Consider the following 23323-nt stretch of genomic DNA (forward strand, 5'->3'; position numbering starts at 1 on the left):
TTATGCGACGCATAGTCCTTATCAATTTCGTTTATTTTGTTCTCTGCATTATTTAATCTTTGAGCACTTATACCTGGAGCACTACCTTCCACATAAGTTGTTTTAGAATAATCTCCTATTGCCATTTATATCACCTACCCTCTACTTATAGTGTCCGTTCTTCTTATTGTCCAGCTTTCAGTACTACTCTTTTGCCTACTATATAAAATTCTTGCCATGCAAATACCACTATCCTTTGTTGCATTTGCACCACCCCCAGCAAACCAACCAATTTCTTCACATTTAAAACTATTAGCTTCAGTATCAGCTATATAGAGTTCAGTATAAAGCTTTCCAGCTTGCACTGGATCATTGTTTCTGCTAGTAACTATTTTTCTAAATTGTTCAGCTCCTAATTTGATATCAGTATTTATTGGAACAGTTGCATTATTACCAAGAGCCACATACTTTATTTGTGCATCATTAATTACTCCAGAAAGCATATCTCTCAACATATTAAGTCCTGCATCGGTAATAAGATTATGCTTTAAAGGTACTGTTTCTTTTATTTTTCCATTTTCTTTTATTTCAATTTCCCACTGTCCTAACCATGCAGTTAAGTTATTCATTCAATCATCTCCCCTATGGATAAAGTGTTTCACTTGGATATAAGCTTTCAGAGGGCAATAATAAAAGATGTGAACTATTTGCCACACCTTCATTCCAGAATTCCCACTCCTCAGATTGTATTGGTTCAGTTTTATAAGCTTCTTCAATCCATTTATAAAACTCTTCCTTTGCTACATATTTTTCTATTGGTCCTTCATCATCTTTATAGGTTTCTCTCTCTAATTTATCCAACCTTGATTTCATATCTTTAAGAATATTACTTAAGTCTCGTTCTGCAGTTTCAAGCTGCAGTATAATATCTAGTGGTTTCATTGGAGAGCTATCGTAAGATACCTCTTTTATCTGTAGCTCAGTATCAATATTTAGATCAGATAACTCAACTTTTATTATTTCTCCTGCCTTATATATTCCCTCAAAAGGCTTTATACTACCATTTATAATAGGGTTAGAGTATTTATATAGGTGTTTCAGTCCTAACTCTAATGCAAGTTCTTTATCACCAGTTTCGACATTTATTATATCTTCAAATACTCCATACTTTTCTTGACTTATAGGTTCTTCTAACAGAAGTTTTATGGGATATTCATAGCAATAAGTTATTGAACCAGTTCCAGTTGTACATAAATCAGGTATTAAAAGTTTTTCACTTACATTAAGCAGAAAGTCGCAACTTCCTGCTTTATCAATATTTTGTATACCCAAAGTTTTTATAACCCCTCCAATAGTTACAGTAACAGGACTTCGAGGTGAGTAAAATAAAGGAATTGGTTCGGTACCTACTATAATGTCCTGTGAATATAACTCACTTACTGCTTTTCCACCTTTTACCCATAACTTATTAACTAAATTTGAACTATCTGGAGTAAGTTTCGCTGAACCCTTATGATAACTTCCAGGACCTATAATTACTTTATTTTTTCTGCTACCTTGAGGAAAAAAGTGTAATGCTAACATTCCCATATACTCACCCCTAACATGGATATAAACTTTCGGATGGATATAGGCTTTCAGATGGGTAAAACACTTTATTTATTTTAAATTCAATCAGTTCTATCCACCCATTACTTTCTAATTGTGGTATGGTTTCAGGCATTGGTTCATCAATATACCACTCAAAGCCTGCTAATTTCGCCAAAGTCTCCATAGCATCAAATAAAAAAACGTCATTGAACTTATAGGATATAACCTTATCACATTCAACCACGCTGTCTAAATTGTATTGTGGAGCATACTTATTAAATAGATCTTTTACTATATCACTTATTTTAGTATTTACATAATTCTCTGTTACAAGTATTTTCTGTGGTCTTGCTGTATAACTTAAGCCTTCTATAGACACACTTTTCACCAATCCATTTACAGCTCTTGCAGGATTAAGTATCCATCCACGAAATACATTACCATCTTGTACTATCCTCGCATCAGATCCTACTACAAATCTATCTATAATGCTATTATCTATTATTGGTAATTCAAAACTAAATGAACCAGCTTTATCTGTAGTGCTCATCTTAACTGAACACTTATCATAAAACTGTATCTGTTCAGTTTCTTTGCCAGGAGGAGTAATTTCAATTATAGTCATTACCATCTGCCTCCAGTACTTAAACCAAAATTACCTGCTATTTTTTTACTTACTGTATTTGCAAATTCATCCATGCCATTTCTTCCAACTATAGTTCCCTGATTTATGATTGTTATACTCGAGCCACCTATTGTAGGAACAGGTGTAGAAGAAACCATAGTACTTAAATTCATATCCATAGCTAAACCACTTATTGCATCTACTACTTTATATTTATTGGACTGTATGCCACTTATTAACCCGTCTATAAAATCTGGCATCCAAGTCTCATAATCAGTAAGTGGGCCTTCATCTGGAACTGAAAAGTGAAGATAACTTCTTATCTTAGCTGCTAATGCACTTACTGCATCTTCAACTTTACCTATTGAAGCTTTAATACCTTTAACTATTCCATCTACAAAATCTACTCCCCAAGTATAGGCACTAGAAGGAAGATCTTTAATAAATTGAACTGCATTATTAATACCACTTTCTATAGCACTCTTCACACTTCCCATAGTGCTATTTATCCCATCTCTCATGCTTGTAAACATCTGTACACCATAGTTGTATAACCTACTTGGTAATGTGGAAAACCAATCTAAAATGCTATTCCATATATCTGTTACCGTAGTTTTTATATTGTTACAAATATTTACTACAGAAGTTTTTAGACTGTTCCAAGCATTCGTGGCAACAGATTTTATAGCGTTCCATATATTTGATAAAGAAGCTTTTATATTATTCCATATACCCTCTGTATCTGATTTTAGTTTTCTAAAGTTTCCTGTAACTATGTCAAGGATTATGAGTATAGCACCTAAGACAATACTCTTTATAATGTTCCAGGTATTTTCAAATATAGTTTTATAGAAGTTTAAGGCTGGTTCTAAGAAAGATTTAATATTATTAAGTCCATTACTTATGGAACTTTTTAAGGCCTCCCACGCATTTATTGTTGTAGTTTTTACATTTTCCCAAGCAGTAGATATAGAAGTTTTTATCGCCTCAAATGTAGCAACTATATTATTCCACAATTCTGTAGCTTTAGCTTTGATAGTATCCCAATTCTGATAAAGTAAAACTCCCACTGCAATAAGGCCAGTTAGTATTGCAATTGCAATACCTACTGGTCCCGTAAGAATTGCCATAGCTCCACCTGCCGCAGCCACTGCTCCTGAAACAGCTGAAAAAGCACTTACAATGGCTCCTACCGAGGTTACTAATTGTCCAATTATTATGAGTGCTGGTCCTATTACTGTTGCAATACCAACTATTGTAAGTATTGCTTTCTGAACTCCTGGTGATAGACTAGCAAATCCTTCAGCCGCAGACTTTATGGTTGGAATAAGGCTACTAACTATAAAATTAATTATAGGTTGTAATGCTGGAGCAACTGCTGCTTGAACTTCTCTTAATGCACTTTTCAAAGCCATTCCAGGATTGCTTTTAGTTATAGCATTGGTAGCCGCCTCAGTAGATCCTTTAAAATTCTCAATACCACTTTCTCCATCTTTCATTGCTAGAATTACCTTTGAACGTACATCTTCCCATTGAGTACCGAATAATGCAACTCCTGCTTGGTTTTGTTGCATAGGATCTTTGATATTTGCAAGTGCTGTTACTGTAGCCATAAATGCTTGTTGTGCCTTATCTCCACCTTGTGCTATTGCATTTCCCATTGTATCTGCATCAAGACCTATAGCTTTAAAACCTTCTACAGTTGTTTTGCTACCATCTTGAGCCCTTATATTGAACTCTTTCATAGCATCTCCAACCTTATCCAAGTTAAAGGCTCCATTATTAGCACCATCTATTAGCATTTTCATAGCTTGGTCTGCTGATAATCCTAAGGATGCAAACTGTGGTGAATATTCATTAAGCGTATCTAAAAGTTCGCCAGAGTAATCACCACCCTGTTGAAAGCCAACAGTTATTAGGTCTAGTGCTTCTTGACCAGACATACCAAAGTTTTTCATCATGGTGCCTGCTGTTTTCGTAACTTCGTTAACATCTTGTCCAAATACATCTGCAATTGTCATAGCTCCTTTAGCCACATTAGGTAATTCTGCTTCGGATAAACCTTTCATATTTTGACGAATACTTGTTATTGCATTTGTAGCCTCTCCAATGTTTTCTCCAAATCCAGCTTCCCATACTTCCTTTGCGGCTTCTTCTAGCTTGCTAGCTTCCTGTTCCGTTAAACCCAAAGATGCCTGCAATCTTCCTTGAGCAACCTCTGCATCAATTGCCCCTTTTACCATTACAGCACCAGCCGCAACAATAGGTGTTGTAATTCCTGCAGTCATTTTTTCACCAACACCCTTTACGCCTTCACCAATATCATTTAATTTTTCTCCAGCCTCTTTTACTTTCTTCCCAAAAGATTCAAGATCAGAATTACAAGATTTTAATTCTTCTTTAAACTTTCCTAGTTCCCGCTCTGTTTTAATTACTTCACGTTGTAAGGCTCTGTACTGTTCTTCGCTAATCCTGCCTTGTCTAAATTGCTCCTGTGCTTGTCTCTCTGCTTCCTTAAGTGTTTCAAGTTTTTCTTTTGTATTTGTAACGCTTTCAGCTAATAACTGTTGCTTTTGTGCAAGTAAAGTAGTATTACCCGGGTCAAATTTAAGTTGTCTTTCTACTTGTTTTAGTTCACTTTGCAAATCTCTACTTGTTTTATTTACATCCTTAAGAGCTTTATCCAGAGGTCCGGTATTGCCACCAATTTCAACTGTTATACCTTTTATATTGTTAGCCACTATCATACCTCCTTTGTAAAATAGCAAAAGCCACACTATTTAAAGTGCAGCTAAATATTTTAACTTTTTCCTACTTTTTTTCTTAACGACTCTCTATCTGGTTCAGTTTGTTCCATTCTCCAACAATTTTCAAGATACTCTCTTCCTTCTTTCGTCTGCATGTAATTATATACTACAGCATCACGAAGCAGGAGCCAGTATTCAAATACATCTAATTCTTCAAGCCTGTCAAAGTTATATCCTGTGTACTCACAAATTATTTTTTCTTCAATAGTGTTAACTTCGTAATGCCCCTTATCTCCTTCCTCATCTTTAGGATAATAAGGGATTTTTAGTTTGGGGAATTTTTCTGTTCAGCGAGCCACCTAAAGAAAGCAGTTAGTATTTCATTCATCTGGTCTAAATCCAATTCATCAATAACTTCATCTGGTATCTTACAACCAGTTTTATTTTTACTTAAAATTAATCCAACTGCTGTAGATAGTTCCTCTATTGCATCTTCATTTTTCACTTTGGTTAAGGCTGTAATTTTCTTTAATGTTTTTAATTTTGGGGGCTCGACATCAAGTATCAAGTCCCCTATTTTTATATTAAAATATCTCTTATTAATAATACTTATATCAAACATTTATACCACCTCATTCCTAAACAATAGGAATTTCCTCTTCATAAATAATTTTAGTTCCTTCACTATCTAATGGAGCAGCTTTAAATTCTGCATCAACTACTGTTTCCTTGTCTTTTAAGAACTTGAATGAGAACCCTGCTTGGTTACTACCGACGATAGTTATTCTAATATCACCATCAGTAGCATCCTCATGAACAAATCTTATTACGTATTGCTTTCCATCTTGGTTTTGTAATCCACCAATTTTTACTGTTCTTTTACCTGCTGCCTCAGTTACTCTTGCAGTTGAACATAGCTTTGAAAGAGTTTTACCACACCATGTTAGTACCCCGCTTTTCAATGTTACTTCCTCTTCAGTAAGAATTGTCTTTTGCACAAGTCCTAAATCATCTGCAACTTCGTAAAATTTTGGCTTATACTCAAGTGTTGCTCCACCTTGAATAAGCCCTAATAGATTACTTTCAACTTCAAGTATAGTATCATCTGGGATTGTCCCAGAAAATACACTTGTATATAATTTCCCGCTACCTAAAACAATTTTATCTCCTGATGCTGACATAGATATACCTCCTATAATTTTTCAATCAATTGAAAATCGTATACAGTTTGAAAAAACATTTCTGTTTCAATCCATGCACGACCCCTTTTGTATGATATTGATTTTTCATTTAATAAATTTTCTATTTTGCTTTCAGCTTCTCTATTAATTTTATTTGAATAAAGTTCAATGCTTATATTTCTATCTGCTATGCAGTTTTTATAATCGGCACCACTTACGTCTATTTCTTCTAAGAATACTATATAGGGAAGTGCAGGAGGTTTTAAAAAACGCTCTTCTGCAACTTTCATTCCTGTAGTCTCTAGCCATATTTTAATGTCCAGCATTTTCTATAGCCTCCTTTGCTAATTCTTCCATACGTTTCTGTGCAAGCTCATCACCATATTTAATATGTCGATATTCTCTGGTCCTTCCACCTTGTCTTAATGCGTGACCTTTTTCTAATAGATGTGTTAACCTATGCTGTCCATTTGCAACGTACCAAGCCTTTCTTTTACTATATCTATCTTCATATAATGTTCTTAATCTAAAAGCTTTGACATATTTACCTGAACGCTCTTTAAAAGTAATATGATTTTTAATCTCTTGATTTACCTCATCTGCAACAGTATCGACAGCTTTTTTTACGCCGTCTGCAACATCCTGAGAATAATTCCCCATATACTCTGCTATTAAGTCCGCTAAATCATCTACTCCTACTGCACTCATTTTACTACCTCAAACATTTCTAATTGTCTAAGAGTTAGATCTATTGATGGAGGATTAGTTTCAAAAATATTTTGAAGCAACTCAATATCATACTTTCCTAAACCTCTAATCTCCAATGTATCATGCATATCTATTCCAAATACCTGTTGTACCCTTATTACAGCATTAGCTTGGACTTGTGCTGACTTAGCCGCAAATACACGATTATACCCTAAGACACGATTATTAAAACCTAGACCTATATATTTATTTGTCCTGGTACCTTCCTCATCTTCTGTATAAATATCACATACTCCATCAGAGAAACTAATAAATTCTATGTTATCTGTTTTAATTTTCATAAGCTTCACTCTCCATTGCTGCAACTTGAGAACCTATATGAAGTGATGTAAGTTCAGATTGAAAGTTTTTTTCAAACATTTCAATAGCATGGCTGTTGGCATATCTACAATAATCAAATAGTAATGACCGTGGTAAGTCCTCAACTGTAAAATCAAGAGGCACGCCTGCTATGTCTTGCAAGCGTGCCATTCCTCTTTTTATCATTCCAGTTAAGTTTTTATCCGTATTTTCATCCTGCCAGTTTATATGTAGATATACTTTTATATCATTTAATAATTCTTCTGGCATTTATACCACCTCAATTAAGCCTGTTCTTTGGTCTTTACAACATTAGTAACAGATACTGCAACAGTTGCTGGTACAAGTCCTGTAATATCTGCAAGTATAAAAGCATTATCATCAAGTGCTCTACCATTACCATACATCTTAGTTAGGTATACTCTTTCATCATCTAAAAACTTGAATTCATCAGAGTACTCAACTTTTCCACCACTAGTCCCTGCTCCGATACCCATAAAGTACTTATTTGCAAGTCCAAATATAGCCTCACCTTCTGTTACTCCTGGAGATTGAATTACTGTTGTTGGGAATGGGAATATATCTTTATTATAAGTTCCATCTGTTGCTCTTACGGTAGTAGCTGGCATTACCTTTTTAAAATAATCTTTAGGATTTACAACCATTAATACATTACTTATAGGTCTTGTTTTTCCATTAGGAGCCTGGGCTAATGTGCTTAAAATATTCCCATAGGTAGTAGGGCTTAAATCTGTTATACTAATTTTATTTTTCTTTGGATAAATTCCACCAGTAACAGTTACATCATCTGATACATCCCTATCCATTCCTATAGGTTCATCTTTTCCTGTTCCAGTTACTATTGCAGTTTCGAGAGCAAGTGCAATAGCTTCAGATAAAGTTGCCCTAACATATACATCTATCCAAGTAGGACCTACTGCAAGCATATCCTTTGATATAGGCATGAAAGCTGATAGCTTACAAAGAGTTAAATCAATTTTGCCTATTGCTCCAGACAGCTCTTTAACTATAGCTGAATCTAAGACACCCCATTGTGCAAGTTGAGCACCTTGCTTATTTACAATCATCTTAGTTAGCACAGTTGTATTTGTAAAGTTTATTGCTGCCAATAATGGATGTTCAGTTTTAATATCAGCAATTACATTGTCAATTACTGTTTCAGGAAATGCTATATTAATATCAGTAACTGCCTGTCTTGGGTTCGCTGATTTCATAGCTTCTATAATACCCTGGTAGAACTTATTTTCCTCTGAAGTTAGCTGGTGTACTCCTCTTTTAGCAAGAATAGCACTGTCTTGTGTCTTTTGATATGTTGCAAAATCCTCCATTACATTTTGTTGTACAGTATCTGCAAAATTAGCAAAAGCCTGCGCAATTGCATTTTCATCATCACTCTTAAAAGCTTGTACTAAATTATCCTTTAATTCTTGTTGTATTAAATCCTTTGATTTCATTGTCATATTATTTGCCCTCCATTTTCTTTTTAAATACTGACATTAATTTTTCAGCGTTAGTTTTCTGTTGAATTAAGTTATCTGGCACTTTTATTTCCTGCCTTAAACTTTCTATTTGTTGCTTTATAGCACTATTAAACCTCTGCTGAGCCTTTGATATATTATCATCCTCTTTGCCCGCTATTTCATCACATAACCCATACTGTAAGCATTGTTCAGCATTAAGCCATGTCTGATTATCAAGCAATTGATTCAACGTTTCTTCGCTTAGTTTATCTCCAGCTTTTGCAAGATAGCTTGAACAACTAGCTTTGTCAATTACTTCAACGTCATTAGCTGCCTTTCTTAATTCTTCTGCATTCCCCCATGCTCCCATGGAAGCATGATGTATCATCATTAGAGTATTATTACCCATAATAACCCTATCCCCTGCCATAGCAATTACAGATGCTATGGAGCATGCAAATCCATCTACATATACTGTTTTTTGTGCTGGGTGTCTTTTTAATTGATTATAAATTGCTAAACCTTCCTTAACTTCTCCACCATATGAATTTATATATATATTTATTTCATTAACACCCTTAGCACCTTCTAGCTGCTTTTGAATATAATTTGCAGATGTTTGACTTTCTATTTTTTCATCTGTCCACCAATCATAGCTATCACCTTCTACATAATCATAAATGTATAAATCTAATATATTAGGTGTTGTAGATTGTTTAATCAGATATACTGATTTATTCAATATTTTCGCCTCCCTTCAAATTTTCTATATCTTGATAATTCTTAGTCATCCAATGTTTTCTACTCCAAGGCATATTCAACGGAGTATCACCTACCTTAATTCTTAATTCATCAATACTATATCCACCGCTTGCTACTAGCTTGTCAAAAGCCTCTGAAATAGAAAATATGTCACTGTGTTTAATACAAGTTGTGTCTACTTTCAAATATGATCCTTTTAAAAATGCATTTTTGCCGAATCTCTTACGATTGGCTTCCTCGCTTATCATGTCTACAATTGGATCTATACAGAAGGTCAGAAAGTTATCTGTAAGCTTTCCTATATCTGCTATATCACCTCTAAGTAATGCTGGTGGCATTCTAAATGCTTGAGCAACCCTTTCAAAAGCCTCCTTTGTTATAGAAGAAATATCCACCATTTCACTTGTAGACTTTTTACTACCCTCTCCATTTTGCTCTTCATAGTTAAATCCTTTATGAAGTGGAAGTACTGCATTCTCTGCTTCAAAATATTTTTTAAATCTATTGTTCATCAAGTCATCAAATCTCTTTTGATACTCTGGGTTTCCAGTAGCTGTTGAATCTATGTCTAATATTCCTTTTCTGCCGCCAGAACGTCTATATTTCCCTATAGCCATATTTAAGAGGCTATTATAACCCTTTAAAAGGTTGGATAATAAAACTCTAATGTCATCATTACCCAGCTTAAAATACAGCACTTCACTCATTCTAAAAGTTTTATTAAAGCTCATTGTTCCTTTAGCAACATTAACAAATGAATTCTCTAGTGTTGCATATTCGTTTTGATAAAAGCTATCTGCAACTATTAATTGACCATTTACCTCTATCACAAGACATTCATTGTTATAAAGCAACTTCGATACAAGCTCCTGAATGAATTGACTTGAATTCTGATTTTTATTAGGCTCTACATTCCAAAGGTAATATTCATCGCCTTTTAACTCTTTACCATTTAAATAAGTCTTAAATTCGCACTTACTTACTGCACTAGATATTAAATTAACAGCTGATGATATTGCAAATGTTTCTATAGCAAGTTGAGTTTCTTGTGTTGCTATGGCTTGTTGATTAAGGTATACAGTACTCTGATCTACTCCAAAAAAATCCTTAACCCAATCCAAAAACTTCAATTTCTCACCTCCTTCCACTTCCAGGGCAAAATAAAAAAGCCTTATTACTAAGACTTCCTTTTCTAATATGTGTATACTCCAAAATCAACGTCTACAGTTTCTCCACAATCCTCTAAGTTATCACTTGCACACATAGCTGATATAAAAGCTTTAAATCCATCTGTTTTTCTGCTCTTAGGCTCTATCTTTCCGTAGCTTATATTGTCATGTGCCTCTTGCTTTTTACAAGAATTGTTTGTATACCATCTCATTAATGGGTTATCTCCCCAAACTATATTATGATTTGCAAATAGGCTTGTCACTACTGGGGCAATTAACATTTCATTACTTGGTCTTGTAAGTTTTATGTTATTCGCTCCTTGTTTATCTGTATCAAACCCAACCGCTTTGAGTGCCTTTGCTAATAATGTATACCTATAGTTGTCCATTCCAAGAGTGGTTATATTATATATCTGCCCTTTTTCCGCAAGCCATTCAGCAGGGATATCTGGAGATATTTCTGGACCATCAACAAATGTTAATAAACCTCTTTCTTCCCACTCTTTTAATGGTGCCTTGATTCTTCCTAAATCTGCTGACTCTTTACATACCCATGTATGAGTTATCCAATAATATTTTCCCCTAAATAAAAACAGTAATCCTGCTGCCACAAAGTCAGTTGTTTTAGCATAGTCAATACCGGCAACACATGTACAGCCTGCTAAGTCTGGTATTTCTTTATTTGTTTCTAATATATTTTCCCATGAAGTAACTTCTGCATCTTTATTACCTTGAGGTATATTCATTCTTTTAGTTGCAAAGGATGAATTGCCTATAGGATCAAGAAGGTAATCCCCAAATTCAATTTCAAGCTCATGTTGTAATATCGGGAAAAACGGTAAACTTGGATTAGCTTTAGGCCACTTTCTTTTATCTTTAATTTCTTTTTTATCGTCAAGCTTGCAAATAAAAGGCAGCGTACCATTGTCGGGTATTTCACCTTTTAAAATCAATTCACTTTTAGATATTAAAGTATCTAATGGACCGTCTCTTACGTCCCCATTAGTTGTTATAATTGTTCTTCTGGGGTGAGCTTTTTTACCTAAACCAGTGGTTGCAACATCAACAAGTTTCATAGATTCATAAGCGTGATATTCATCAAAATCAACTTTTCCTGGTCTTCCTCCATCCTTTGACTTAATCCCACTGGTACGAAACTTTAATCTTGACTTAGTTTTTAAATTTGTAATTTCTTCTTTATTCCAATAAAAGTGATTTTTTAATTTAGTTTTGTTATCTTCAAGAACATTATAAACATCCTCAAATGTTGTCTTAGCTTGGTCCTCTGCCATAGCGAATATATCTATAAAGTAATATTTAACACCATTAATTGGCGTCAGCAAACAAAAGTCCTCAAAAGCTAGATATCCATTCTTACCAGCTCCACGACCAACTAAAATGAAAAGCACTGGCCATCTTAACTGTCCATTTTCTTTATATACGCAATTATGTAATGCAAAGCAAAACTTTTCCCAATCCAAAAGCTCATATGGAAAGTACTTTTGTAAATCAAGATATTTTTTTAGTTGCTCTTCATTTACAAGTATCTTTTCTTCTCTAAAACATTTCTCAACATAATCACATAATAGTAGCTGCTCTTTACAAGCTTCAATCTTCCCACTTCTAACAAAATCAATATAATTTTGTATTTCAGGAATCAGCCTACAATTCGTCATCGTCATCACTTACTGTATTTTCGACTGTTAAACCTAGTTGCTTAAGAATAGCTAACTTTTGTTTATTACAATTTATAGCCGTTTTAATTGAGGGATTTTCTTTTTCGATTACAGTTCCAGAAGAGGACCTTGCTTTAACTATATGACCACGAGCTTTAATATCTTTTTGTGCAATTTTTTCGCGTTCATAGTAATTAGCATAATCGTCAATTAAGATTAAAAAGTGGTCTACATTTGCACCTTTATTTTCTAGTTGTTTCATTAGTGATTCTTTAATGCTTTTTGAACTTGCCATTATTTTCTCCTTTCATAAATTTTTTCTCACATACGAGGCAAATCGGTTTTGTCTTACCTTTTACCCGTTCTTCCATATCTCAGAGTTTTTTCATTTTTTTCGACCGGGGGGTGTCACAGCTGTCCTATCTGTATTCTTTGCTAGGTCTATGCCAATTAATAAATATTTACACTGCTCGTTCTTAGTATTCATAAATTCACCATCTCTCCTCATTTAATTGTGGCTTAGGTTTATTCCTTAACTTCTCTGGATGTTCTTCATCATGACAGCTATTACATAACGATATTAAGTTATCTAAATCTAATGCTAACTCAGGATGTTTCTTTACATGCTTCTTATGATGCACACAATTAGCTGGACTAAATAATCCTCTAGCTTTGCACTTCTGACATTCGTTGTTATCTCTATCTAATGCATCAGCTCTTTTGCTTAACCAAAGTCCTGAATTATAAAAAGCTTTGATATTCTTATGTTGTATCAAAGCTTTGATCCATTGTACCAATTTAGTATTATTCATGTTTCTACTCCTATATTGGAGAAGTCTTAGCTTCAACTTCTTTTTCTTTAAGCTTAGTAAGCTTCTTAGCGTTATCCACTCCATGCGGATCATCTCTCCACTTAGTCTTTTCTTTATTGTTAAGCCAGTACTTTTGTGCGGCCAAATCAGGACCTTTGTACTTCTTAACGGAACTTACTTCAACTCTTTCTTTTGAAAGTATTGTAGTTCCATCCTCAGCAAGCACTTCTTCTTTAACCTTAGTTGGAACTTCCTCATAGTATGAATAACCAATGCAATTCATATATAATGCTTGTTCTACTACTTGATTTTTCTTATCCTTTCCTTCTGCTATAACAGCTTTTAACTCATCATTTGAGGACTTATATCTCTTGAAAGTTGAGTAACTGATACCAAGCTTTGCAGCTATTTCTTTATCTGTTTTATTACCTTCAACCATTGATTCTATAAGGTTTAGATTGCTATTAATAATATCTTCTACTGACTTCATATACTCACCTCCAACATTGAGCTATGGCTCAATAACCTAGGCTCAATGGTTATTTTCTTACATTTTAAAGGGTAACACCCTGCCAGCTTTTAAATATCAATGCTTTGAGCCACTTTTTTGCTTCTAAAAAAAATCAGCAATAACATATAGGATTACGGATTAATTTTTTATGTGTATATATTAGTAAGAATTTTTCATTTTATTGAGAATAAGCATACCTTAACTATTTACCGATTAGGCTTTAAAAAAATATAACTATAACTTTCTTCCAGCTATTTTTGCAGCATCTTCTTTTACATCATCATCAAGTCCTAAATACCTTTTTGTCACCTCTATACTTAAATGTCCTAAAGCAATTCTTACATACTCTAAATCTTTTGTTTCTTCCCACAGTCTTCTTGCATATGTCTTACGTAAACTATGTCCAGTTATATTTTTCAAATTAATTTCTTTATCTTCCGCAACTCTTTTCAAAACCTCAGAATATGATTTTGCACTAATGTGATTGCTACCAGAACCCTTTTGCGATGGAAAAGCATACTCTGATTTCTTTTTTCCTTTTATATATTTTAGTAATACTGTTTCTAGTTGTGGTACTATATCATGTCTTCGTTTTTCTGGAGCTTTTTTTAATGACTTAGGATTTCTCTTCATATGAGTTTTCCATGCATTGTATTGTTTTTTCTCTTGAATTTCAAAATAACCATTATTTATAGATTCTCTTATCTTTGCTATGGTTAAATCAACTACATCTTGCAATCTATACCCAGTTGCAATATCCAGTAAAAATAGTGTTAGATTTCTTTCAGACCATTCACCACTAATCTCTTCCAGTCTGTATTTAAACCTTTCATAATGACTTTCTGAGATTGGTTTTGAAGGTCTTTTTTTTGTCAAGTTTATCACCTCTCTCTCTTTCATAGCTAACTTATCTAGCTTGTCTTATAGCTCCTTTATGTCTTTTATAAACTGGAGCACTCATTAAACCTCTAATATCAATTTCCTCATTATCTTTTTGAAATTCTTCCAAATCTTTTATATATTTTTTATCCACAGATATTCTAACTAAACTATCCACAAATTTTGATTTTATAGGAAGTTGTTTATTAATTGCTAAATGTATAAGTAAAGTTGCTATATCAAATCTTTTAACATGTGTGTGACCATTCTTAAATTCCTTATTCTTATTTATAACTATAAAGTCATTTCCCACTTTAATTATTACATACTCTTTTTTCTGATAGACCTGATTCACTTTACTCACTTCCTTTACAAAGTAAATAAGCACTAGTATCTCTACCAGTGCTTATTTTGCTATATATAATAAAGGGGATATTGGGGAATTAAATGAACTATTTCTTACTTCCACAATAACATTATACTATCGGATTATACATATTGAGCTGCCATAATCACGACATAAATCCGCCAAAAATCCGCCAACTATATTCCATATAAACTTATTATTATTTTATTTAATGCTCTATTTTTAATTCTTTGGGAAGTCCTCTCACTTAACCTTAATTCATTACAGAACTGAAAATAGCATTTGCCTTCTATGTAGAAATTTTTTATTACTTCTCTTTCTGTATCTGGTAATATCTCCAAGGACTTATCAATTTGATTTATTTTAGCTTCCATATGCCTTATTCGTGATTCTAGGAGTTCTTTTTTCATCAGTTGATTTTCTACATTTGAATTAAACTTATTAGTTTTGCCACTAGCCTCTTTATATTGAATTGCAGATACTGCTGTTTCATCCATTATGCTTAATTCCATTTTTAAATTTTCTATTGCTAACTTTATGCTTTTGTAATTGTATAAAAAGCTTTCTACCTCATTTATCTTATCAAATTCTCTTTTATCTATAACTTTACTATTTCCCATCTTCCCATACCTCCCCAAAATAATAAAAGGCTATAAAACTATTTTTAAATAGTCCCATAGCTCCTTTAGCTCTTCTACAATCCCATTTGACTGCAAGTACATTATTTTATTATTTTTATATCCGCTTCCTTAACCTTTAATCCCTTTGGTGTAACTTGTATTGTTATCTCTTTACCTCCGCTTAAGCTTTCTACTATTCTAGGTATTTTGCTTTTTAACTCTTCAGTAAAATCTCTTCTTTCCATATCGTAATCCTTTCATATATGTGAAAAAGTATATAATTTTTTCTTTCAAATTTTAAAAAATATTTTCCATAATCTATAACAACCCTCTTGTCTAGTCTCTCCTATTCTTATATAAATCCGTAGAAACTTCTTCAGATTCTTCTGTTTGCTGACATTGGCAAAGTATGTTTAATTCCAATACATCCTCCAAAACTTCTACTTGATTTCTAACTATTTTATATACTCTAATCGATTCAGTATCGCCTTTCTCTAACCTATCTGCTTGTTGTCTTAGCTTATTAGCAAGGCCTTTTTTTATTTGCTCTTCGTTTTTCAAACTCTATTCCCCCTTTTTAACTTTTGCATTATTATAATAACTTAATTTTCGCATTTATTTTATAGTTTTTATCCTTATGCACTCTTTAATATTTTTCTTACTGCAATTCTTCCTATGGCTGTATGTTTAGTCCCCTTATCAAATATGATGTTTAATATTTGATTTCCTAAGCCATACTGATGCACAATCTTTCCTTCTATTATTTGCTTACCATGCGAAGCCTGTACATAATCTCCTATTTTTACTCTTTTTTGCATCTCCTCTAGGTTTTCTACCTTATTCTCTTCAGTTTGTGCCGGCACTAAATATATTTCTTCTTCTAAGCAATCTATGTGGTTCAAATTTTTAAATTCTAGCTCCCATCCATTAGGCAGTATGCTTACAATTCTTTCAGGAAACTCTATGATAATATTTTCATCACCTTTGCGATGAATCACTCTCTTAATGTCATTCCTAAACTTACAAAGTAGCGTTTGAAGCTTGTCAGTTTGTATCTGTGTAAATTTGACTTTTTCCGCTTTAGGAGCAAAGTAGAATATACTATCCCATGGCATCACTGGTGACTTGCTACTAAGCTTAAATTCTTCTTTACCTTCAATATTTAAGTAATAAGTCTTTATTTTATCTGATTCTTTAATTTCTACTCCAATGCTGCCTTTCACATAAATTATTACTCTTAATAAATTTCCTTGCTGCATAAATTTCTCTACTACTTTCTTCTGCTCCACCGTTAACTTAATGTTATCTTCTGTAATTAAACCAGAAGTTTTTATAACAAAATTATCTTTTTTTATATTTGGCTTAGTAGTTTCTATAACTTTTTTAGGCTTATCCATGATATTTATATCGAAGATACTTAACTGTCCATTAATAGTTAAATTACTCTGTTTCAATACCATCTCTCCCTTGAGTTATCACTTTAAAAAACTAGATAAAATACATGATTTGCGACGTTAGATATTCGTTATTGCCGAAGCTAAAGCCAATTGTTCTTCGGTTTCTCCTTCGGCGATTTTATCTGATATACTGAATTTTTCTCCATCTTCACATCCTTGGTTGTAGACTTCAGTATATCCTTGAAATTGAGTTTTTGTATTTATACTTCCCTTGAACTTTATATTTTCATGAGCTTCAATAACTTCTGCATCTTTAACAAGAACAAGTCCCCAATCTTGATTTGCCTTTTTCTGTTCTTCAAACATACTGTTTAATCCTTTGATGAACCCTAGTGCATAATCATTTTCAAGTCCTTTTGTACTATATCCATCCCTAGAATACTGATATCTTAGTTTCCTTACTGAGCTATTAATACAATCTACAGCATACTCTAATACTATATTGCATACGATTATATCTTCTTCTCTTCCGAAAAACGCAATTGTATGAGATCTTCTTGATTTGAAATAATAGTAACACCCAAAATTGTCAGCTATTAATTTTGCTAATTTGGCTTTCCACTTAGCTTTTGTGAATGATATTGTACTTATTTTCTCTTTGATTGAACTATTATATATTTTAAACTCTTTAACTTCCTTTAGTGAAAGCTTGTGTTTTGCAAGTAACTCTTGTGCTTTAAGTAATGAGACTTTAGCTTCATTTTCATTGCTACTCTCACTTAAGGCTAAAAGCTTTTTAATCTTCTCAACCACTTTTATATCCATATCCTCACTCCTTTTTAAGTCATAATATAATCAGTTCCTGAACTAACTAAAAAAGTTCATTAGTCTTTGCCTCATCCCTACTTTGTTTTTCTCCATCTCTGCTATCTTCCTGTGCAAATTTTCTCCAACTTTCACGAAACTCTCACAGCTTTCTTCTAGCTCTACTACTCTGCTCCTAAGTTCTTTGTTCTCCTGATGCATCTCGTCTATAATGTCATTAGCTTCAAGTACTAGTTTTGATAGTTGTTTCACTCTGCCTCTACCCATTACTCATTCCTCCTAATCTCCCATTAAAATTTAATATCCTTAATTCCTAAAACCACATAACCTTCCTTTACAAAACGTTCATCATCAAGCTTATAAGTTACTAACTTAGGCATCCATGCTCCAGTATACTTCTCAGTTACTGGGTCAAAGTCCTCTAGTATCAATGTGTCTCCAACCTCATAATCTCTATCATTTTTTCTTACTTCAAACTGTTTAACTCCACTTTTAATATCATTAAAAAATGGTGTCCATGTTTTTAGATTGTGTACCTTTGCCACCATATCAGCTCCCCTACTTATTCTCTATCTCCAAGTAAACTCTTATATACTTGCTGTTTCTATTTTTATAAGGCTTACTTACCTGCAGCACTTCATTATTTTCCTTAAACTTTTCAATATACTTCTCAACTTCATCTGGAAGTCCTTCAACTCTAATCTTTAGCACAAAAACGCATCTCCTTTATAGATTAGTTCTCCAATTCTTTCTCAATCTCCATCCCCAACCAGTGCTGTAAAATATATAGCAATCTCTTTCTCCCTTTAAGCTCTTACTTACTAATAACCCTATTAAATGTGTAGGCACATAGCATCTATAAGCACATTTTCTAGGTCTAGCTTCTAAAAACTCACATAGCTCTTTCCATAAAACTTTTCTTTCTCCCCTGGATAAAACTTCAACATCAATAATTGTTTTGTTATCCATACCTACTTCCTCCTAGAAAGGTATATCCCCATCATCTACTGGAGTTAAATCATTACAATACTCCCCTACTTGACTTGCTTGCTGCTCTGCTTTTCTTCCCCACTCTATAAACTGTGTTTCATCTGCAACAACTTCTGTGACATGCCTTTTGCCGCCATCTTTAGCCTCATAACTTCTAGTCTGAATTCTTCCACTTACACCTATGAGCTTCCCTTTGCCAACATAGTTTGCTACTGCCTCTGCTTGTTTTCCGAATACAACTACAGCTATGAAATCCGCTTCTCTCTCCCCTTCTTTATTAGCCCTCATTCTGTCAACAGCCAAAGTGAATGAAGCAACTGCAGTCCCTGTATTTGGTGTAAATTTTAACTCTGGGTCCCTTACCAATCTTCCAATTAAAACCACCCTATTCATCTTGCTATCTCCTTTAATCTTAGTTGCTGGTATTCCCATCCCCTAGAATTCCTAACTTCTTCTAGCTGAATATTCTCATATACTTTCCTGTTACTTCTAGTTCGAATGTCTATAACTGATTTATACTTCTTCCCTGCATTTATAAGCCTTTTATTGTATCTGTGAAGCACTTGTTGCACATCCACGCCATCATTACTTGCCTTATCCAAAATCTCCAAGCTTACCATGATGTTATCTATTGCCTTCTCAACTGCGACAGCCATATCTCCCTCACGAATAGCATTTACTAAATTTATGCTTTTTTCATATACCTCAGCTTTATATAATCCCCATCCTTGCCTTTTATCCAACACCATGAATTTCATGATAGTTTAACCTCTCTTTCATAGTTTTTTAAAATCTTTTCTAATGTCTTTGCCGTTACCTTGTTTCCCACTATTTCAATGGCCTGCTCCACAGTATAACCATCAAAATACAGCTTAACTACCACCTCTACCTCTTCTTTCACATTCATATTTGCTACCATAACTGAGAAATCATCCTGGATCTATCTTCAATCCTTTTTGCTAAAGAATGGTAAACCTCGGCAACCATTTCAGCTTCAAAGGCCTTGGCAGAGTAAAATAATAATTCCTTCCTCAGTTTCTCATTTTCTAACCTTAGTGCTTCGTTCTCACTAGCTTGATTCTTTAGTATTTCTACGTTACTCAAATCTTTCCACCTCCTCTAAGATTCCCATCCTAACAGCTTTTTCTCTAAATCGTCATAGTCATACTCTCTTGGTGTAAAGTTGTTAAAATTACTTGGTTTCACTGCCGCTTGAGTATTAGCTCTTGGTACACTAGGTTTGTTATCATACACACCTTCTAGCACCCTTAGCATCTTTTTGTTATTTAAAAGCCAGTCAAAGTTACAGCCCGTCCACTTGCCATCTCTACCAGATAAAAAATCACTTTTCTGAGCCTTAGTGAATAGATTTATAAAAGCTTTAATGTCTTTATTCTCTTTCCATACAGCCTTCATCAATCTTTTCCTATCAGAAGTTATTTTAATTACTTTAGGCATAGATACACAGATGTCGTGATAAGCTTTTATAATCTCGTTGTAAGGAACTGTCTTTCTATCGTCAGATGTTTCATCTGACAAATCAGAGTTATCCACATTATCCACAGGCTTAACACTTTTCTCGTTTTCGATATATATATTATTAATATTTTTATTTTCATTTTCATTTTCATTTTCATTTTGTCCACGTGACGTTGACGTACCATAAGACGTATCGTCAATCGTACCGTCAACGCTACTAGGACTACTATCTTTCTTCTGTGGCTTGGTTTCTTCTGGAGCATCAACCAACCCTGCTTTAACCAATTCATCAATAAAAAGCTTTCTTATCTTCTCATTCTTTACGCCATCTAAAACATAAAGAAGTAGCTGTTTGTCCTCAACAAACCTAAATTCCTTTTTTACTAAGTCCTCTATTGGCTTACCACCATTTTTAAGGTTAAACTTCCCCCAATTCTTTATAGCAAGTTCTCTAGTCTCAGAGTTATATTTAATAAGCTTATGATGATTTTCAAATCTATCCAGTAAGCTATTAATAGATTCAATAGAGTAACCCATTTCAAAAGCCATGAGCTTCTTAGTTATTCTATAAACCCCTATCTGAGTTGTATGAGCATTAGTTAGAAGATAAAGAAAACAAAATTTATCTTCTGGAGTAAAGCACTCACTAACCTTAGGGTCTTCCCAAAAGTTGGTGTAAACATATCTAAATTGAGCCATGTAAGCTACCTCCTAATTTCCACTGAAATAATAAAGTTTATATCTTGTAAAACTCTTGCGCTATTTTTGCCGTATTATGCTATGATAAAAGAAATTAGATAAAATTTTATTGAGTAATTGATTCCTATTCCCATTTTCCATGAATAGGAATGAGTAACTTCTGACCTGGATAAATTAATTCATCCACGTTATTTTTCACTTGTATCTTTACAACAAAATTACTTGTCTTAAAATGATCAGGTTTAAAATTTTGAGCAATAGAGCTAATACTATCCCCTTCTTTTACTATGTATTCCACACAATCTTTGTTGGATTTATCAGCATATGCTAAGCTGTTGCTACATAGAATAGAAATGGGAATTGCTAGCGTTGCAAGCCTAATATAAAAATTTTTCCTTTTCATTGTACGAGTCCCCCATATTATGTTATAATGGGGATAAGGAGTTGGCGCTCCCTATCCAAGAACATTACGTTTTCATTGAATCCTTTGGCGAGGATTCTTTTTATTTTTCTAAATTCCTATAATCATAACTTTTAGCCTCTCTTATATAAAACTTAGGTGATAAGTCATCTTCATTTAGCTGCAATACATAGTCCTCTGTAGAAACTATTGTTCCTAGTTCAAAATTCCCAGAGTATAGCTTTATAAAAACACTTTCAGGCAACATTCCACTAGACTCACGTTTTATCACATCTACCCTTGAAATAAGGTTTCTATTCAAGTAGACACCATTAATATTTCCTTCTGAACCCTGAGCTATCTCAAAACTTTGAACCTTATCTGCTTCCATATCCTTTACTTTAAGTAAAATAGTTTTATAATTTATCATCTTTCAAACCTCCCTTTTAAATATTTACGCTGTATAAGCTTCCCTCTATTGTCTTCAAACATTTCCTTAATATCAAAACCACACTCCCTACACATAACAGCTATGTAAATACCAGTAGCATTAAAGGCATCTATTGCTTGCTGAATGCTGTATCTATTGTCTTCCATCTCTTCTTTACTGCAAATCTTAGGATTTTTATATGTCTTAATGGAATTAATAGCCCTTATTGCTTCACTAAGTTCTTCCATAACCTTTTCTTTAACACTTGCCCTGTGAAGGTCTGCTGCTTCACCGTCTAACCACTGGACACCAAAAACTCCATTGCAAACCTTATTGGTTGACTCTAAGTAAACCCTTGGATCATTAAGTTCATTACAGATAAAATCTAAACTTTCTAAAGTTAAAGCTCTCTTCCCAGTTTCTACTGCACTTATAGTTTTATCTGATAGAAAACTTAACTGTGCTAGTTCTCTTTGAGTAATGCCTTTTAGTTCTCTAGCCTCTCTGATAGCAACTCCTATCAACTTTAATCCCCCCTGTAGAATTTCAATCTAATTTTCGTATGATTTGTAGAAATTACTGTCTACTTTTCTACATCATAAATTGTTATTATTTAAGTAACATATCAAACCATCTTTCCTTGAAGCTTAACCTTCACTTCTGACTTTCCAAATGCACTCCAGAGAAAGTCAGACCTTATTCTTTTCTCTTTAGTAAACTCATTTATCAGCATTAGTAAGAAACCAGGTTTGCTTTAAACGTCTTTTCCAGCCGCCCTTGCAGCTCTTACACATTTCCATCCGATTGCAGTTACTCTTTCAAGTATCTTCTTTATATCCTCTGGTGTTTTATCCCTATATGCATCATCGCATATCTTTATAGTTGTGTTTCCAATTTTATACTCTTGAACAACATTTCCAGTAGCTACAGCCATTTAAAACATCCCCTCAAAAATATTGCCTTTATTAGTTTATGATTTTCGGTCCTTATGTGTGATTAATCTATCTCCATTCTTCCAAGTACATAAAGCATCTTACCTGACTGTGGTACTATGTGAAGTAGTATCCAATCTTCATTAATCTTCTCATTTACCACTTCATAGAGGTTAGTTTCCATAACCTCTTGAATGTGGTTAAGTATCTTAGGCATATCTACTACCATACCTTTTACCTCCTGGTCCTTTATTTGATTTACTCCCTCTCTTCATGATAAAATTTTCGTGAAGGGGGTGATGTTTATGGATATAAGTTTAAGATCTAAAGAGTGTTTGTTTTGTGGCAATGATAAAATTTCTCTTAAAGCTAATTATTGTATCGCGTGTAGTCATGATTTATACAACCATTGTTCTGATAACGAATGTAATGCTGTAAATCATGAATCAGCAAAGTATTGTGAAATATGTGGTTCCGAAACACTTTTCTATCAAGAATTAAGAGATATGGGTTTATTAGAGTAGTTGCATTTACTTAATGGGCATCTGCCTGGATTCCCATTAAGTTTCCAACACCTTGGGCATTCCTCACTGATTTTAGTGCCACAGTGTTCACAAAAATTTGCACCCTCTAGATTTTCAGTTTTACATTCTGGGCAAATTCTTTTTACTTCCATCCTTTTCACCTCCTAGGCTTTTATTTTA

Annotated in this window: 38 protein-coding genes and 1 pseudogene; all 39 read right to left on the reverse strand. The window is 33.6% G+C overall.

Going from position 1 to position 23323, the window contains the following annotated elements:
- Positions 1-134 precede the first annotated feature (134 nt).
- Positions 135-608 (reverse strand): hypothetical protein, encoded by a 474-nt coding sequence (locus N4T77_RS18835; protein WP_261673412.1) that lies wholly within the window; start codon positions 606-608, stop codon positions 135-137.
- 13 nt (positions 609-621) lie between these two features.
- Positions 622-1569 (reverse strand): phage tail protein, encoded by a 948-nt coding sequence (locus tag N4T77_RS18840; protein ID WP_261673413.1) that lies wholly within the window; start codon positions 1567-1569, stop codon positions 622-624.
- Positions 1570-1579: 10 nt separating this feature from the next.
- Complete coding sequence (locus N4T77_RS18845) at positions 1580-2194, reverse strand: hypothetical protein (RefSeq protein WP_261673414.1); 615 nt, start codon at positions 2192-2194, stop codon at positions 1580-1582.
- Entirely contained in the window at positions 2194-4935 is a 2742-nt protein-coding gene (locus tag N4T77_RS18850; protein WP_261673415.1) for a phage tail tape measure protein, read from the reverse strand. Before N4T77_RS18850 ends, N4T77_RS18845 begins: the two co-directional genes overlap by 1 nt.
- 331 nt (positions 4936-5266) lie before the next feature.
- On the reverse strand, positions 5267-5563 hold the full coding sequence (locus N4T77_RS18855) for a hypothetical protein (RefSeq protein WP_261673416.1): 297 nt from the start codon (positions 5561-5563) through the stop codon (positions 5267-5269).
- Between the two features lie 16 nt (positions 5564-5579).
- A complete protein-coding gene (locus N4T77_RS18860; protein ID WP_261673417.1) occupies positions 5580-6122 on the reverse strand; it encodes a hypothetical protein in 543 nt (180 codons plus the stop codon).
- 11 nt (positions 6123-6133) lie between these two features.
- Positions 6134-6448, reverse strand: a complete 315-nt coding sequence (locus N4T77_RS18865; protein WP_261673418.1) for a hypothetical protein — start codon at positions 6446-6448, stop codon at positions 6134-6136.
- Positions 6435-6830 (reverse strand): hypothetical protein, encoded by a 396-nt coding sequence (locus N4T77_RS18870; protein ID WP_261673419.1) that lies wholly within the window; start codon positions 6828-6830, stop codon positions 6435-6437. Before N4T77_RS18870 ends, N4T77_RS18865 begins: the two co-directional genes overlap by 14 nt.
- On the reverse strand, positions 6827-7171 hold the full coding sequence (locus tag N4T77_RS18875) for a hypothetical protein (protein ID WP_261673420.1): 345 nt from the start codon (positions 7169-7171) through the stop codon (positions 6827-6829). The genes N4T77_RS18870 and N4T77_RS18875 overlap by 4 nt, the downstream gene beginning before the upstream one ends.
- Positions 7161-7460 carry a hypothetical protein gene (locus tag N4T77_RS18880; RefSeq protein WP_261673421.1) on the reverse strand — a complete coding sequence of 100 codons (300 nt, stop codon included), beginning with the start codon at positions 7458-7460 and terminating at the stop codon, positions 7161-7163. Before N4T77_RS18880 ends, N4T77_RS18875 begins: the two co-directional genes overlap by 11 nt.
- 14 nt (positions 7461-7474) lie before the next feature.
- Positions 7475-8671, reverse strand: coding sequence for a phage major capsid protein (locus N4T77_RS18885; RefSeq protein ID WP_261673422.1), 1197 nt, complete (start codon positions 8669-8671; stop codon positions 7475-7477).
- Between the two features lies 1 nt (position 8672).
- Positions 8673-9413 (reverse strand): head maturation protease, ClpP-related, encoded by a 741-nt coding sequence (locus N4T77_RS18890; protein ID WP_261673423.1) that lies wholly within the window; start codon positions 9411-9413, stop codon positions 8673-8675.
- Positions 9406-10563, reverse strand: coding sequence for a phage portal protein (locus tag N4T77_RS18895; RefSeq protein WP_261673424.1), 1158 nt, complete (start codon positions 10561-10563; stop codon positions 9406-9408). Before N4T77_RS18895 ends, N4T77_RS18890 begins: the two co-directional genes overlap by 8 nt.
- Positions 10564-10625: 62 nt before the next feature.
- Positions 10626-12278 carry a terminase TerL endonuclease subunit gene (locus N4T77_RS18900; protein ID WP_261673425.1) on the reverse strand — a complete coding sequence of 551 codons (1653 nt, stop codon included), beginning with the start codon at positions 12276-12278 and terminating at the stop codon, positions 10626-10628.
- Positions 12265-12573 carry a P27 family phage terminase small subunit gene (locus tag N4T77_RS18905; RefSeq protein WP_261673426.1) on the reverse strand — a complete coding sequence of 103 codons (309 nt, stop codon included), beginning with the start codon at positions 12571-12573 and terminating at the stop codon, positions 12265-12267. Before N4T77_RS18905 ends, N4T77_RS18900 begins: the two co-directional genes overlap by 14 nt.
- A gap of 196 nt (positions 12574-12769) precedes the next feature.
- Positions 12770-13090: an HNH endonuclease gene (locus N4T77_RS18910; protein WP_261673427.1), complete on the reverse strand. Its 321-nt coding sequence runs from the start codon at positions 13088-13090 to the stop codon at positions 12770-12772.
- A gap of 10 nt (positions 13091-13100) precedes the next feature.
- On the reverse strand, positions 13101-13580 hold the full coding sequence (locus N4T77_RS18915) for a Xaa-His dipeptidase (protein WP_261673428.1): 480 nt from the start codon (positions 13578-13580) through the stop codon (positions 13101-13103).
- Positions 13581-13835: 255 nt separating this feature from the next.
- A complete protein-coding gene (locus N4T77_RS18920) occupies positions 13836-14486 on the reverse strand; it encodes a tyrosine-type recombinase/integrase (RefSeq protein WP_315903185.1) in 651 nt (216 codons plus the stop codon).
- Between the two features lie 22 nt (positions 14487-14508).
- The gene (locus N4T77_RS18925) at positions 14509-14835 is read right to left on the reverse strand and encodes a hypothetical protein (protein ID WP_261673430.1); all 327 of its coding nucleotides are present in this window, start codon (positions 14833-14835) and stop codon (positions 14509-14511) included.
- Positions 14836-15023: 188 nt separating this feature from the next.
- Positions 15024-15467, reverse strand: coding sequence for a hypothetical protein (locus tag N4T77_RS18930; protein ID WP_261673431.1), 444 nt, complete (start codon positions 15465-15467; stop codon positions 15024-15026).
- A gap of 101 nt (positions 15468-15568) precedes the next feature.
- On the reverse strand, positions 15569-15712 hold the full coding sequence (locus N4T77_RS18935) for a hypothetical protein (protein WP_261673432.1): 144 nt from the start codon (positions 15710-15712) through the stop codon (positions 15569-15571).
- Positions 15713-15803: 91 nt separating this feature from the next.
- Positions 15804-16028: a hypothetical protein gene (locus N4T77_RS18940; protein ID WP_261673433.1), complete on the reverse strand. Its 225-nt coding sequence runs from the start codon at positions 16026-16028 to the stop codon at positions 15804-15806.
- 74 nt (positions 16029-16102) lie between these two features.
- The gene (locus tag N4T77_RS18945; protein WP_261673434.1) at positions 16103-16921 is read right to left on the reverse strand and encodes a hypothetical protein; all 819 of its coding nucleotides are present in this window, start codon (positions 16919-16921) and stop codon (positions 16103-16105) included.
- Between the two features lie 60 nt (positions 16922-16981).
- Complete coding sequence (locus N4T77_RS18950) at positions 16982-17689, reverse strand: DUF2786 domain-containing protein (RefSeq protein ID WP_261673435.1); 708 nt, start codon at positions 17687-17689, stop codon at positions 16982-16984.
- Positions 17690-17731: 42 nt separating this feature from the next.
- Positions 17732-17956, reverse strand: coding sequence for a hypothetical protein (locus tag N4T77_RS18955; protein WP_261673436.1), 225 nt, complete (start codon positions 17954-17956; stop codon positions 17732-17734).
- A gap of 23 nt (positions 17957-17979) precedes the next feature.
- Positions 17980-18237 (reverse strand): DUF3850 domain-containing protein, encoded by a 258-nt coding sequence (locus tag N4T77_RS18960; RefSeq protein ID WP_261673437.1) that lies wholly within the window; start codon positions 18235-18237, stop codon positions 17980-17982.
- Positions 18238-18247: 10 nt separating this feature from the next.
- Positions 18248-18400, reverse strand: a complete 153-nt coding sequence (locus N4T77_RS18965) for a YvzF family protein (protein WP_261673438.1) — start codon at positions 18398-18400, stop codon at positions 18248-18250.
- Positions 18401-18415: 15 nt separating this feature from the next.
- Positions 18416-18658 carry a hypothetical protein gene (locus tag N4T77_RS18970; protein ID WP_261673439.1) on the reverse strand — a complete coding sequence of 81 codons (243 nt, stop codon included), beginning with the start codon at positions 18656-18658 and terminating at the stop codon, positions 18416-18418.
- 96 nt (positions 18659-18754) lie between these two features.
- Positions 18755-19072: pseudogene (locus N4T77_RS18975) on the reverse strand (single-stranded DNA-binding protein); the annotation flags it as partial.
- Entirely contained in the window at positions 19069-19437 is a 369-nt protein-coding gene (locus N4T77_RS18980) for a hypothetical protein (RefSeq protein ID WP_261673442.1), read from the reverse strand. The pseudogene N4T77_RS18975 and the gene N4T77_RS18980, both read right to left, overlap by 4 nt.
- A complete protein-coding gene (locus N4T77_RS18985) occupies positions 19434-19598 on the reverse strand; it encodes a hypothetical protein (RefSeq protein WP_261673443.1) in 165 nt (54 codons plus the stop codon). Before N4T77_RS18985 ends, N4T77_RS18980 begins: the two co-directional genes overlap by 4 nt.
- Positions 19592-19783, reverse strand: coding sequence for a hypothetical protein (locus N4T77_RS18990; RefSeq protein WP_261673444.1), 192 nt, complete (start codon positions 19781-19783; stop codon positions 19592-19594). Before N4T77_RS18990 ends, N4T77_RS18985 begins: the two co-directional genes overlap by 7 nt.
- Before the next feature lie 15 nt (positions 19784-19798).
- Entirely contained in the window at positions 19799-20857 is a 1059-nt protein-coding gene (locus tag N4T77_RS18995; RefSeq protein ID WP_261673445.1) for a hypothetical protein, read from the reverse strand.
- 124 nt (positions 20858-20981) lie between these two features.
- Entirely contained in the window at positions 20982-21260 is a 279-nt protein-coding gene (locus N4T77_RS19000; protein ID WP_261673446.1) for a LysM peptidoglycan-binding domain-containing protein, read from the reverse strand.
- Positions 21261-21360: 100 nt separating this feature from the next.
- Positions 21361-21687, reverse strand: a complete 327-nt coding sequence (locus tag N4T77_RS19005; protein WP_261673447.1) for a hypothetical protein — start codon at positions 21685-21687, stop codon at positions 21361-21363.
- Complete coding sequence (locus N4T77_RS19010) at positions 21684-22211, reverse strand: helix-turn-helix domain-containing protein (RefSeq protein ID WP_261673448.1); 528 nt, start codon at positions 22209-22211, stop codon at positions 21684-21686. Before N4T77_RS19010 ends, N4T77_RS19005 begins: the two co-directional genes overlap by 4 nt.
- A 230-nt stretch (positions 22212-22441) precedes the next feature.
- Positions 22442-22621, reverse strand: coding sequence for a hypothetical protein (locus N4T77_RS19015; protein WP_261673449.1), 180 nt, complete (start codon positions 22619-22621; stop codon positions 22442-22444).
- Between the two features lie 62 nt (positions 22622-22683).
- Complete coding sequence (locus N4T77_RS19020; protein WP_261673450.1) at positions 22684-22848, reverse strand: hypothetical protein; 165 nt, start codon at positions 22846-22848, stop codon at positions 22684-22686.
- A gap of 261 nt (positions 22849-23109) precedes the next feature.
- On the reverse strand, positions 23110-23295 hold the full coding sequence (locus N4T77_RS19025; protein ID WP_261673451.1) for a double zinc ribbon domain-containing protein: 186 nt from the start codon (positions 23293-23295) through the stop codon (positions 23110-23112).
- Positions 23296-23323: the final 28 nt, after the last annotated feature.

The organism is Clostridium sp. CX1 (assembly GCF_025398335.1).
Classification (GTDB): Bacteria; Bacillota; Clostridia; order Clostridiales; family Clostridiaceae; genus Clostridium_AM; species Clostridium_AM tanneri.